Origin of the sequence: Geomonas silvestris (assembly GCF_014193515.1) — a bacterium.
GTDB classification, from domain to species: domain Bacteria; phylum Desulfobacterota; class Desulfuromonadia; order Geobacterales; family Geobacteraceae; genus Geomonas; species Geomonas silvestris.
Genome location: NZ_BLXX01000011.1, coordinates 132,616 through 145,077 on the forward strand (window position 1 = coordinate 132,616; position 12,462 = coordinate 145,077).

Consider the following 12,462-nt stretch of genomic DNA (forward strand, 5'->3'; position numbering starts at 1 on the left):
CGGTGCAGAAAAGAGGTAACAAGGGAAGAGGGTTGTCGGCTGCCGCCGCAACCCTTTTTTTGCGTCAGAGAGGGGGCGGCAGGTTCGTGAAGGTCACGCCGGGAGTCGGGGTGCGGCAGGTGGGAAAACGTCAGGCGCCGATCCAGGCGGCGCCGAAGACACCGGCGGAGTCGCCCAGGCGGTTTTTGAGGATCGGGGTGGTGAGGTCGTTGTGGAAGGCGTAGTGCCTCACCCGCTCGACCCCCTCGGTGTAGAGCTCTGCGATGTTGGAGAGGCCGCCGCCCAGAACCACGGCGTCGGGGTCGAGGAGGGAGAGGAGCCCCCCCAGGCAGCGCCCGAAGTCGTCCAGGAAGATGTCGAAGCTCCTGCGGCAGCGCGGCTCACCCGCACGGGCGCCGGCAACGATCTCCGCCATGGTGAGGGCTTCGCCGTAGCGTGCCAGGAAGGCCGCCTCCACGCCGGAGCCGCTGATCTTCGTCTCCACGCAGCCGCGGTTGCCGCAGTAGCAGGGGGCCCCCTGGGGGTCCACCGAGAAGTGCCCCCACTCGCCCCGGATCCTGTGCGGCCCCTCGCCCACCACGCCGTCGATGGCGAGCCCGCCGCCGCAGCCGGTCCCCATGATGACGCCGAAGACCATCGGATAGCCGGACCCCGCCCCCATCCGGCATTCGGCGAGGGTGAAGCAGTCGGCGTCGTTACGCACCCCCACCGGGCGCCCCAAAAGCCGCTCCAGGTCCGCGGGAAGGGGGTTTCCGATCAGGCAGGTGGAGTTCGCGTTCCTGACCAGGCCGGTCACCTCGTCTACCGATCCCGGAATCCCGATCCCGAGCATCGAGGCGGCCCCCTGCGGCACCCTGGCCTGGGCCTCGGCGACCAGCTCGGCCACCGACTCCAGGATCGCCCGGTACCCGCCGGCGAGCGGGGTATCCCGGCGCTCGCGCAGAAGAGGGCTCCCGGTCGGGCTTAACAGGACCGCCTCGGTCTTGGTGCCGCCCAAGTCGATGCCGATGCGAAACGGTTTCGGAGTATCCATCGCTGCTCCTGGTGAGGCTCAAAGGATGCGAGGCAGCTGCGGCCGGTTCCAGCGGCTAGGCCTCGGGGAGGGGATCTTCCTGTTTTTTCTCCTTCAGAAATACCACAAAGGCGCCGGCGCCCCCCATGTCGCTGGGTGCGGCAACGAACTCCGAGATCATGGCCTTCCCTTCCTCGCGCAGCCACTTCCCCACGGCGATCTTCAAGACCGGCTCCCCCGGCGAATTGTTCCCCTTGCCGGTGATCACCAGGACCCCCTTTTGGCCGCGGTTGTAGGCGCCGCGCACGAAACGCTCCAGGTTCTCGATCGCCTCGTCCCGGGTGAGCCCGTGCAGGTCGAGCTGCAGGTCGATGCGGATCCCGCCGCGACGCACCTGCCTGAGCCGGTTCACCGCCACCGGCTGCCGGGGCGGCTCCAGGTTCTCGTCCGAAAAGCGCACGTCCAGCTTGAGGGACTCGACCGCCTTTAAGAAGACCCGCATCTCCTCGTCGTCCTTTTGCTCCTTGGCGACCTGGGCCTTCTCACGATGCGGCTGGCTCTTGACCGGGTTGAGCGGCCTTATGTCGGCGAAGGCGTCCAGAAAGAGGAGCTCGTCCTCGAGCTCCTCCCGGTTCTTCTGCTGCTCCGCATGCTGCTTTGGCGGCTTGGACGCGGGCGGCTTCGGCTTCGACGCGGCGGCCGCAGCCGGCTGCTCGCGCGCCTCCAGGCTCACCCCCTTAAGCGCCTTGAAGGGCGAAGCCGAGAACTCCTTCGCCTTGGGTGTCGGTTTGTCCTTTTTTTTCATGGGCCCCTTTGCCTAGTCCTTCGCCACCAGGACGATCTCGATCCTGCGGTTCTTGGCCCGTCCCTCGTCGCTGTCGTTGGGCGCCACCGGCTTGTACTCACCGTAAGCCACCGCGGCAAGCAGCGTCGGATCGATCCCCTGCTGCTGCAGGTAGCGGGCGACGTTCAAGGCGCGCGCCGAGGAGAGTTCCCAGTTGGTCGGGTAGCGGCGGGTGAGCGCCCCCACGATCGGGACGTTGTCGGTGTGCCCCTCGATGCGGATCGCCTTATCCTTCACGTTCTTCAGGATGTCGATCACCTTCTGCAGCACCACGAGCCCCTCGGGCTTAACCTCGGCCTTGCCGGAATCGAAGAGCACCGCGTCCACCAGGTTCACGGTGAGCTTCCCCTTCAGTTCGGAGATGGTCACCTCCCCCTTGGAGATCTCGCTCTTCATGGTGTCCAGGAGGCTCTCGTAGGTCTTCGAGGTCTTCTGCACCTCGAGTTCCTTCTGCTTCTGAACCTGCGCGATCTCCTCCTTGAGCCGGGTGTTCTCGGCCTCCAGCTGCCCCAGGCGCTGGCTCAACTCCCCGATCTTCTTGTTCTTCGCGTCGGCCGTGGATTTCAGGCTCTCCTCGAGCCCCTGCTTGTCCTTCACCAGGAGGTCGCGCTCCTGGGTGGTGCCCGCCAGGTCTCCCTTGAGCTTCTTCAGCTGCTCCTGCAGCTGGCCGTTTTCCGCGGAAAGCTTCTGGTAGGCACCCTGCTGCTCGCTGAGGCTCTTTTCGAGCCCCTCGGCCTGGAGCTTCTTCGCTTCGTAGGTGCCGCTGGAAACGCACCCGGCAAAAAACGCACAGATGATAGTAATGATGGCAAAGTTCGCTTTTTTCTGCATGTCATCCTCCTCCTGGTTTCTCTCACATCCCGGTCCGGTCGCTTGCTAAGAACGCTGGACGCCTGCTTCACATTAACAGTGAGCGCTCCAATAATGCCCGCTTTGAGCCGGCTGTCAATGCCCCATGGCACCGGACGTTGCGGGCACCAGAGAAGGGCTTGACATATTAAACCGCTCCAATCGGGCATGGTATACTACCAGTGTTTCAGGGGGGCTGTCAACGAAGCTCCAGACCCGAGCAGCCTGCCGGGAGAGCCACCACGCCGTGAAGGGAGCCGCTATGGAAACTGTGGGGAGCGCAGTCGAGACCGGGCGCAAGGACGGGGCCGTCGATTCCGGGCTCGAGATCGCCTCGATGCTGATCAAGTCGGGCTACCTCGGCAAGGAGCAACTGGGCTACGCCCAGCGGGTCAAGGAGAAGCTGCTCACGCCGCGCACCCTGATCGCGGTGATGCTCGAGCTGAACTTCTTCACCCGGGACCAGTTGCGCGAGACCCTGCGCCACAACATCGTCTCGGTGAAGCTCGGGGCGCTTTTGGTAGAGCTTGGCTACCTGAAGCCCGCCGAACTGCAGGCGGCCCTCGGCATTCAGCGCGACGGCGGCCACGCGAAGATGCTCGGCGAGGTGCTGGTGGAGCAGCGCTTCATCGAGGAGTACACCCTCGCCGAGGTGATAGCCTACCAGCTCGGCTACCCCTACCTGGAACTGGAGCCGGAACTGGTGGACCGCAACCTCCTGTCCCGGATGCCGCAGCACTGGATCGCCCAGCACAGCTTCATCCCGGTGAAAGAGGAGAAGGGACGCGTTTTGGTGGCCATCGCCGACCCGCTCAACGCCGAGGCGCGCCGCACCGCCGAGAAGCTCTTCGGCTCCGGCACGACCTTCGCTATCACCACCTTGAAGGGGATCCGCGAGACGGTGAGCACCTTGAAGCGCGGCGTCCTGCAGGGCGACGGCACCGCCACCGACGAGCACACCGTGACCGGTATCGTTAACTCGATCTTCGAGGAGGCCCTGAGAGAGGGGGTGAGCGACATCCACATCGAGCCGATGCGCGCGGCCTTACGGGTCCGCTTCCGGCGCGACGGCATGCTCACCCTCTACAAGGACTTCCCCAAGGAACTCGCCATGCCGGTCTCGAGCCGGATCAAGATCATGGCCGAGGCCGACATCGCCGAAAGGAGGCGCCACCAGGACGGCAGGATCTGCTACGAGAGCGCCAAATGCGGCCAGGTGCTCGACCTCAGGGTCTCCTTCTACGTCACCATCTACGGCGAAAAGACGGTCCTCCGGCTCTTGAGCAAGAAAGGGGACCTCCTCGACCTGAAGGACATCGGGATGCCGGCGCGCATGCTGGAGCGCTTCACCGACGACGCCCTGGACACCCCAAGCGGCGTCCTCATCGTCACCGGCCCCACCGGCAGCGGCAAGACCAGCACCCTGTACAGCTGCGTCAGGCACTTAAACGACCCCTCGAGCTGCATCGTCACCGTCGAGGAACCGGTCGAGTACGTGATCGAAGGGGTGGCCCAGTGTTCCATCAACCAGAAGATCGGGGTCACCTTCGACGAGACCCTGCGCCACATCGTGCGCCAGGACCCGGACATCATCGTTTTGGGCGAGATCCGGGACTCCTTCTCGGCGGAGACCGCCATCCAGGCCGCCCTCACCGGCCACAAGGTGCTCACCACCTTCCACACCGAGGACAGCGTAGGCGGACTCTTGCGTCTCATGAACATGAACATCGAGGCGTTCCTCATCGCCTCCACGGTCGTCTGCGTGCTGGCCCAGCGCCTGTTGCGCCGCATCTGCCCGGACTGCCGGGAGCCCTACCTCCCCACCCCCGCCGAACTGCGGCGCATCGGTTACTCGAACCAGGAGTTGAGGGGCGCCGAGTTTTCGGTGGGGCGCGGCTGCCCCAAGTGCCGCTACTCGGGGTACCGCGGGCGCATCGGGGTCTTCGAGATGCTCATCCTGAACGAAATCGTAAAAGACGCCATCCTGAGCAAGAAGACCTCCTACGAGATCAGGAGGATCTCCACCGAGACTACCGGCATGGTCACCCTCCTGGAGTCCGGCCTGTGCAAGGCGGCCCAGGGGATGGTTTCGCTGCAGGACACCGTGCGCCTGTTGCCGCGTATCGGAAAACCACGGCCGATCCAGGAGATCCGGCACCTATTGGGGGAATAAGCCATGCAAGCCAGGCCCTTCGTCGATATCATCAAGGAGCAGCTCGCCTCAGAAACCCTGAACCTCCCCATGTTCCACCCCATCGCCCTCAAGCTGCAGGCCCTTTTGTCCGCCAAGGACTTCACCATCGAGCAGGTGGTGGCGCTCATCATCAAGGACCAGGCGCTCACCAGCCAGATCCTGCGGCTGGCGAACTCCGCCTTTTTCAGCGGCCTCGCCAAGGTGACCACCATCACCGAGGCGGTGGTGCGGCTGGGGGCCAAGGAGATCGCCAACGTCGCCATGCTGGCGAGCCAGCAAAACAGCTACAACAGCTTCACCATCCCGGAGCTTAAGGCCCATTCGCTGGTGCTCTGGAAGCACGCCCTAGGGAGCGCCATCGGCAGCAGGTGGCTGTGCGACCGGACCGGCTACAAGCAGTTCGCCCAGGAGGCCTTCATCGCCGGGCTGTTGCACGACATCGGGAGTCTTTTGATCCTGAAAGTGCTGGAGGGGATACTCTTGGGGGATCACGGCACCAAGTCCCTCTCCCGGGACCTGATCAACGAGATCATGGTGGCGATGCATACCCAGACCGGGCATGAACTGCTTTTGAAATGGAACCTGCCGGAGCTTTACTGCGTGATCGTGCGCGACCACCACAACGAGCAGCGCGACACCTCCAACGTCCTTTTGAGCATCGTGCGCCTGGTGGACGATGCCTGCCGGAAACTAGGTCTCGCCGGCACCCCGGCGGAACCCAACCTGATGCTGGCGGCGAGCTTCGAGGCCCAGGGGCTGGGGGTCAAGGAGATCACCCTGGCCGAACTGGAGATCATGATCGAAGACGCCATGGAGATGGTCAGCGCCGCTGCTTGAGGTAGCGTGCGATCCCTTCCTCGAAGATCTTCTCGATCTCGTGTTTCTCTCCCCGCTCCCTCTTGACCACGATGGAAAGTGCCAGGTGGGCGATGAGCCCTGCCAACAGCAAAAGCCCGAGGACCGGGCGCAGCCAGCGGGGGAACCTCCTTCCCGTCAAGACCCTGCTCTCGCGCGCCTCGCCGCGCCCCAGCCGCGCCAGCTGGGCCAGCTGTTCCCGCGAGACGTACCCCACCACCCGGTCCCGGTCCGCCTCCTCGATGAACCGGTAGCGCAGCGCCGTCCGGAAGGATTCCGAGACCGGCGAAGGCTGCACGGTCACCACCTCCCCCACCAGCTCGAGCACCCGATGCGGTTCCGGGATGTAGAAGGTGAGCTCGACGAGCTGCCCCGGGATGAAGCGCTCCGGGATGTCGATGCGCACCCCGCCGCCGCTCATGTTGGCAGCGGCCGGCGGGAGCTCGGCCCGCTGGGCCAGACGCCGGCGCAGCTCCTCGCGCTGCCTCGCGACCTCCTCCGGTTCGCCCAGCTCGGGCTGCTGGGCCGCGAGCTCCTGTTCCCTGAGCCGGGTGCGCCAGCGCTCGCGCACCTCGCTGGCCTGCTGCGTGGGGGGGAGCCGGTACTCCACCGGGAGGTAGACGTCCTGCCGGTAGTACTCGCGCGGCTCAAAAGGGACCACGCCGTCCACCAGGCGCAGCTCCAGGGCGCCTTCGGCTCCGTCCCCCACCACGATGCCGCGGCAGCAGCGCCCCATGCCGCCCTTCTCGGGACGGCGCACCTGCAGCATGCTGCCGCGGGTGAGGTGCGCCCCGTCCGGGAGCGCGTCGCGGGAGAGGGCAACCTCCAAGAGGTCGCGCTCCAGCGAGTTCACCAGCGCCCAGTCCTGGAACAGTCCCCCTCCCGAGACCGGGATGGCGATGCTGACCCGAGCCCCGACCGGGAAGCAGTCCGCGTATTCAGTGAAGTCCCCTGCCATGTGTCCTCCGCCTCCCGCCACTGCCGGGGTTCGGCCCGTCCCGGCCTGACCGGCAGCCGGGCCTCCGGAAGTCCCCTCGGGAGCTCTTCCGGCCGGCCTTGTCCTACGTATCGGCTCGTAACGGCAAAGACTTAACTAAACAAGGTGTCAGTGCGCCTCGCTCCAGTTGGTACCGAAGTTGAGATCGACCTTGAGCGGCACGCGCAAGGGGAGCGCCCCCTCCATCTCGCAGCGCACCAGTTCGGCCATCAGCTCGCGCTCTGCAAGCGGCACCTCGAAGACCAGTTCGTCGTGCACCTGCATGATGAGCCGGCTTTTCACCCCCTCGGCCCACATGCGCCGGGTCACCTTGATCATCGCCTCTTTGATGATGTCGGCGGCCGACCCCTGGATCGGGTAGTTCACCGCGTTGCGCTGGGCAAAGGCCCGTATGTTTCCGTTCTTGCTGGTGATATCCGGGATAGGGAGACGGCGCCCCAGGATGGTGCGCACGAAACCGGCGATCTCGGCCTCGCGTACGCAGCCGTCCAGAAAGGCGCGCGCCCCGCTGTGGCGCTCGAAGTAGTTGTCGATGAAGGCCTTGGCGAGCTTCGGGGTCACCCCGAGCTCCTTTGCCAGGCTGAAGGCCCCCTGCCCGTAGATCACCCCGAAGTTGATCACCTTCGCCTGGCGCCGCTGCTCGGCGCTCACCAGCTCCGGGAACATCCCGAACACCTCGGCCGCGGTACGCCGGTGGATGTCCTCGCCGGCCGCGAACGCCTCGCAGAAGACCCGGTCCTCGGAGAGGTGCGCGAGCACCCTGAGCTCGATCTGCGAGTAGTCGGCCGCCAGAAGGAGCGACCCCGGCTCGGCCACGAAGGCCCGCCGGATGTCGCGCCCCGCCTCGCTGCGGATCGGGATGTTCTGCAGGTTGGGGTCCGAGGAGGAGAGTCTCCCGGTGTTGGTGACCGCCTGGTTGTAGGAGGTGTGGATCCGGCCGGTCTCCGCTTCCACCAGCCGGGGAAGGGCATCGGTGTAGGTGGACTTGAGCTTCGAGATCGAGCGGTACATGAGTAAAAGCCGCGCCACCTCGTGCTCCACCGCCAGGCGCTCCAGCTCCTCCACGTTGGTGGACCAGCCGGTCTTCCCCTTGGTCTTCTTCCCCACCGGGAGCATCAATCGCTCGAAGAGCATCTCCCCCAGCTGTTTCGGAGAGTTGATGTTGAAGGGGCCGCCGGCCAGCTCGTGGATGCGCGCCTCCAGCTCGACGAGCTCCTTGCCGAAGCCGGTGGAGAGCTCCCTCATGAGGTCGAGGTCGATCTTCACCCCGGTGAGCTCCATCTCGGCCAGGATCTCCAGAAGCGGCATCTCGGTCTTGAAGAGGAGCTCGGACATCCCCTGCTCCTCGACCTTGGGAAGCAGGATCTCGTGCAACAGGTAGGTGGCGTCGGCGTCCTCGCAGCTGTAGGGACCGGCGCGGTCCAGGTCCACCTCGGAGAAGTTCAACTGCTCCTTGCCGTTGCCGGCCACCTCGTTATAGGAGATCATCCGGTGGTCCAGGTACTGAAGCGCCAGTGCGTCCAGCCCCTGGCTGCTCCTCCCTGGGTTCTCCAGGTAGGCCGCCAGCATGGTGTCGAGCCAGATCCCCTCCAGCTTCACGCCGGCGCGGCGCAGCACCTGGTAGTCGTACTTGAGGTTCTGGCCGATCTTGCGGATCCCCGGATCGATCAGAAGCGGCCCCAAGTACTCAAACACCGCCGTTTCGGTGAGCTGTTCGGGGGCCCCCAGGTAGCGGTGCCCGACCGGGATGTACCACGCCTGGTGCTCCTTATGGCTCACCGCGAAGCCGACGATGCGCGCCTCCATCGGGTTCAAGCTCGTGGTCTCCAGGTCGATGGCGAAGGCGCCCGCCTTTTTCAGCTCGGCCGCGAGGGTGCACAGCTCCTCTTCCTCGAGGACCACGTGGTACTCCTCGCAGGAGAGCGTGGCCGAACTGGTGAGTTCCTTCATGAGGGTGGTGAAGCCGTACGCGCGGAACAGCTCGGCGAGCTTCTTGGTGTCCGGCGCCGAGACCGAGAGCTCCTCCATGGTGTACGCGATGGGGACCTGGCAGTCGATGGTGGCGAGGGTGCGGCAAAGACGCGCCTGGTCGGCGAACTCCACCAGCTTCTCGCTGTTTTTCCCCTTCACCTCGCCCGCGCGGGAGAGGAGTTCGTCAAGCGATCCGAACTCCTGGATCAGCTTCTTGGCGGTCACCTCGCCGATCCCCGGCACACCCGGGATGTTGTCCGAGGCGTCCCCCCAAAGGGCGAGGACATCCACCACCCGCTCCGGGGCGACGCCGAACTTCTCGTGCACCTCGGGAATCCCGGTGACCTTGTCCTTCATGGTGTCCAGGAGCGTCACGTGTCCGCTCACGATCTGCATCAGGTCCTTGTCGCCAGTCACCACCACGCAGTCGAGACCCTTCGCCTCGCACTGGCGCGCGATGGTGCCGATGATGTCGTCCGCCTCGAAGCCGGAAAGCTCCAGCGCCGGTATGTTGAAGGCGCGCACCATCTCCTTGATCGGCCCAAGCTGCGGCACCAGGTCGTCGGGCATCGCCGAGCGGGTCGCTTTGTAGGCGGGGAAGAGCTCGTTTCTGAAGGTGTGCTTGCCGGCGTCGAAGACCACCGCCACGTGGGCCGGCGCGTGGTCCTTCATGACCTTCAAAAGCATCTGGGTGAAACCGTAGAGCGCGTTGGTGGGAAAGCCGGTGGGGGAACTCAGGTGGCGGATGGCGAAGTAGGCCCGGTAGATATAGGACGAGCCGTCCAGAAGGTACAGCTTCTCACGTTCAGTTGTCACCTAGTCCACCTCTTTGGTAAAGATGACGAAGGCCATGGCGGGACGCCGGCTCGAGTCGCGCATGGCGAACTGCAGCGTGTCGAACTTCCACCCTTGGGCGGTGAGCCCGTTTAAAGCTTCCTCGATGGTTTCATCTGTGACGTCGCCTAGTTCAACGACCTTGTACTGCAGCATAGGTGCTCCTCATCATTGCTTTTTTCCGGAGTCATAGTAGCCCATAAGCACGCGTCCTTCAAGGCGAAAGTTGTTGCAATACCCGGCATAACTGCTATGATTTGGGAAACTCAAAAAGGGGGGTGTTCAGGGTCAGTAGACAGTCGCGTCAACGTCAACAACCAGGTTATAAAGGGGAGTCAGCATGGTACAGAGCGAAGAAGTAAGGATTGACAAACTGGCGCAGCAAGCGGAACTCAACCTGGAAATCGACTATGAAAGAAGAGACCTCAAAGCACAGAGAGAACTGACCAAGCAGCATCTCTACGACGGATCCAAGAAGCTCAAGCACACCGTACCAAAAGGAAAACGCATATAACGGGCAGCCAGCCCAGTTAATATCGGGGAGGGGGTTGACATTCAGCCTCCTCCCCCTTTAATTTCTGAGACAGTAGGTACCACCGGAGGTGAGTGATGGCGATCGTCAAGTACAACCCGCTGAACGAGCTGCGCACCATGCAGGACAAGATGAACCGGCTTCTGGACCTGGCCTGGACCCGCGAGGTCGGCGACGAACTGCGCGAAGGGGTCTGGCTCCCGCCGGCGGACATCTACGAGGACGATAGCACGGTCACCATCAAGGTCGAGGTTCCCGACCTGGAGCAGAAAGACCTCGAGATCAGGGTCGAGGAAAACGCCCTGACCATCAAGGGGGAAAGGCGCCACCGCCCCGAGATCCTTACCGAGAACTTCCACCGCATCGAGCGCTACTTCGGCCCGTTCCAGCGCTCCTTCTCACTCTCGCCCGACCTGGACCGCGACAACATCGCGATCAGCTGCGATCTGGGCATCCTCACCATCACCATCCCCAAGACCTCGAGTCACAGCGCCGGCATCACCGTCGAGCTCTAGCTTACGACTCGTTCATGCTCCCGGTGCGGTACCCCTGGAGATCGAGCGCCACGTAGGTGAAGCCGGCCGCCTTGAAGAACTCCAGGGTGCGCCGGCGCAGCTCGGGATCCAGGAGGCGCTCCAGCTCCTTATCGGAGAGCTCGATCCGGGCGGTCTCCTGGTGAAAGCGCACCCGGTACACCGTGAACCCCTCCTTCTTCAGGAACTCCTCGCAGCGCTCCACCTGGTTCAGGCGCCCCTCGGTGATCTCGGTCCCGTACGGGAAGCGGCTCGCCAGGCAGGCGTAGGCCTGCTTCTCGGCGGTGGGGAGCCCAAGGCGCCGGCTCAGTTCACGGATCTCGGACTTGCTCAACCCGGACTCCAAAAGCGGTGAGCGCACCCCCAGCTCGCCCGCCGCGGTGCGCCCGGGGCGGAAGTCGCCAAGGTCGTCGGTGTTGCTGCCGTCGAGGACGGCCGCCAGGCCCGCCTCCCCCGCCTTGGCGCGGCACAGGCTGAAGAGCTCGTGTTTGCAGTGGTAGCAGCGGTTTTTCGGGTTGTGGCTGAAACCGGGAATCTCCAGTTCGTTCGATTCCACCAGGATCTGCCGGGCGCCGATGGAAAGGGCGAGCTTTTTCGCCTCCTCGAGCTCCGACTCGGGATAGGTCGGCGAGGTGGCGGTGAGCGCCAGCACCTGCTCGGGGCCGAGCGTATCCTGCGCCACCTTGAGCAGGAAGGTCGAATCCACCCCGCCGGAGAAGGCGACCAGCACCGAGCCCAGCTCGCGCAGCAGGTTCTGCAGATTTTCGTATTTCTGATCCAGGGTTTCCATCCAGGTCCTCCCGATTATCGGATGTTGGTTGGTAGTTGAGCTGCCGCCGGCCGGGGACTGGCTCCACCAGGTCCTGTCCCCTTTGGTTACGGACTGCAACCGGAAGCGGCCGCAAGATGGTGGCAGCTCGCGGCCGTCCCGTCAAGTGGCGCTGCTGAAAAAAGCAGATCCCCAAAAGCGGCTAGGCAATGGGGATCCGGTAGTTCCTTGGAGTGCCGGCACGGATGTGCCGAGCGGCTTTTGCTAGATGAAGTACATGAAGCGGTGGTCCTGCTCGCGCTTGATGCCCAGGGACTCGCCGCGCTCGCAGAGCGTCTTCAGGGTGACCGAGTCGAAGAACTCGTTCAGCTTCGCGTTGGACTCCTCCCAGACCGTCTGTGTCACGCAACTTCCGTCGAAGCTGCACTCCCCCTTCTTGCGGCCGGTGCAGTCCACCAGAAGGGTGTCCCCCTCGGTCGCCTCGATCACCGCGCGCACGGTGATCTCCTCCGGGCTCTTCGCCAGGCAGTAGCCACCCTGCGGCCCGCGCTTGCTCTTCAGGATGCCGTGTTTCTTGAGCCCCTGGAAGATCTGCTCCAGGTAGCGCGGCGAGATGTCCTGGCGACGCGAGATGTCCTGGATCTGGGCCGGCTGGCTCCCGGCGTTGTATGCTATGTCGAAAAGTGCCCTCAGCCCGTAACGGCTTTTGGTGGAGAGTCTCATGGGTAGTCCCCCGCTTCGGTAGTTAAGGCGAGACTACAGTACCACAGATATCATGTCAAGAATATATACATGATGGCGCGCAGCATCCCACACGAAGCCCTAAGGATTTACCAGTAGCGCTGCGGCGGCTCCACCCTCCCCTGCCGTACGATCTCCGCGTCGACCACCTTGAAGACGTCTCCGTACTGGTTGGTCCAGGTGTCCCCCTCCTCAAGCGGCATAGGAACCTCGCGCGCGCCCAGGAAGACCTCGTCGTTGCCCAGGTAGGCGTACCACTCCAGGCTGCCGTTCATCCAGATCTTGTTCTTGATTTCCATATCCCCTCCGGTCGCCGTTTTTTTCCGATCTT

Annotated in this window: 13 protein-coding genes; 4 read left to right on the forward strand and 9 right to left on the reverse strand. The window is 64.1% G+C overall.

The features are described 5' to 3' along the window. Positions 1–130 precede the first annotated feature (130 nt). From GMST_RS16395 to GMST_RS16405, 3 genes are read right to left on the reverse strand one after another with little or no spacing between them, the layout of a single operon-like run. The gene (locus tag GMST_RS16395) at positions 131–1,033 is read right to left on the reverse strand and encodes an ROK family protein (protein ID WP_183355776.1); all 903 of its coding nucleotides are present in this window, start codon (positions 1,031–1,033) and stop codon (positions 131–133) included. A gap of 55 nt (positions 1,034–1,088) precedes the next feature. After that, entirely contained in the window at positions 1,089–1,817 is a 729-nt protein-coding gene (locus GMST_RS16400) for a Smr/MutS family protein (RefSeq protein WP_183355777.1), read from the reverse strand. 12 nt (positions 1,818–1,829) lie between these two features. After that, positions 1,830–2,687 (reverse strand): OmpA/MotB family protein, encoded by an 858-nt coding sequence (locus GMST_RS16405; RefSeq protein WP_183355778.1) that lies wholly within the window; start codon positions 2,685–2,687, stop codon positions 1,830–1,832. A gap of 280 nt (positions 2,688–2,967) precedes the next feature. On the opposite strand from GMST_RS16405, the gene GMST_RS16410 reads away from it, so the two are divergent. Together GMST_RS16410 and GMST_RS16415 are read left to right on the forward strand one after the other, a co-directional pair. Next, positions 2,968–4,878 carry a GspE/PulE family protein gene (locus GMST_RS16410; RefSeq protein WP_183355779.1) on the forward strand — a complete coding sequence of 637 codons (1,911 nt, stop codon included), beginning with the start codon at positions 2,968–2,970 and terminating at the stop codon, positions 4,876–4,878. A gap of 3 nt (positions 4,879–4,881) precedes the next feature. Continuing rightward, entirely contained in the window at positions 4,882–5,736 is an 855-nt protein-coding gene (locus GMST_RS16415) for an HDOD domain-containing protein (RefSeq protein WP_183355780.1), read from the forward strand. On the opposite strand, the gene GMST_RS16420 is transcribed toward GMST_RS16415, so the two are convergent. The 3 genes from GMST_RS16420 to GMST_RS16430 form a co-directional block, all read right to left on the reverse strand. Next, on the reverse strand, positions 5,720–6,712 hold the full coding sequence (locus tag GMST_RS16420) for a PilZ-like domain-containing protein (RefSeq protein ID WP_183355781.1): 993 nt from the start codon (positions 6,710–6,712) through the stop codon (positions 5,720–5,722). The two genes, GMST_RS16415 and GMST_RS16420, sit on opposite strands and share 17 nt — an antisense overlap. 147 nt (positions 6,713–6,859) lie before the next feature. Continuing rightward, positions 6,860–9,538, reverse strand: a complete 2,679-nt coding sequence (gene polA / locus GMST_RS16425) for a DNA polymerase I (RefSeq protein WP_183355782.1) — start codon at positions 9,536–9,538, stop codon at positions 6,860–6,862. After that, entirely contained in the window at positions 9,539–9,712 is a 174-nt protein-coding gene (locus GMST_RS16430) for a DUF4177 domain-containing protein (RefSeq protein ID WP_183355783.1), read from the reverse strand. It abuts the gene before it with no gap. 184 nt (positions 9,713–9,896) lie between these two features. Here GMST_RS16430 and GMST_RS16435 point away from each other — a divergent pair, with 184 nt between their 5' ends. Further along, the gene (locus GMST_RS16435; RefSeq protein ID WP_183355784.1) at positions 9,897–10,070 is read left to right on the forward strand and encodes a hypothetical protein; all 174 of its coding nucleotides are present in this window, start codon (positions 9,897–9,899) and stop codon (positions 10,068–10,070) included. Positions 10,071–10,165: 95 nt separating this feature from the next. Then, positions 10,166–10,603: an Hsp20/alpha crystallin family protein gene (locus tag GMST_RS16440; RefSeq protein ID WP_183355785.1), complete on the forward strand. Its 438-nt coding sequence runs from the start codon at positions 10,166–10,168 to the stop codon at positions 10,601–10,603. 1 nt (position 10,604) lies between these two features. Here GMST_RS16440 and larE read toward each other — a convergent pair whose 3' ends face one another. From larE to GMST_RS16455, 3 genes are all read right to left on the reverse strand, one after another. Next, entirely contained in the window at positions 10,605–11,411 is an 807-nt protein-coding gene (gene larE, locus GMST_RS16445; RefSeq protein WP_183355786.1) for an ATP-dependent sacrificial sulfur transferase LarE, read from the reverse strand. A gap of 243 nt (positions 11,412–11,654) precedes the next feature. Then, positions 11,655–12,113: an RrF2 family transcriptional regulator gene (locus tag GMST_RS16450; protein WP_183355787.1), complete on the reverse strand. Its 459-nt coding sequence runs from the start codon at positions 12,111–12,113 to the stop codon at positions 11,655–11,657. A gap of 107 nt (positions 12,114–12,220) precedes the next feature. Next, positions 12,221–12,430, reverse strand: a complete 210-nt coding sequence (locus tag GMST_RS16455) for a hypothetical protein (RefSeq protein WP_183355788.1) — start codon at positions 12,428–12,430, stop codon at positions 12,221–12,223. Positions 12,431–12,462 lie beyond the last annotated feature (32 nt).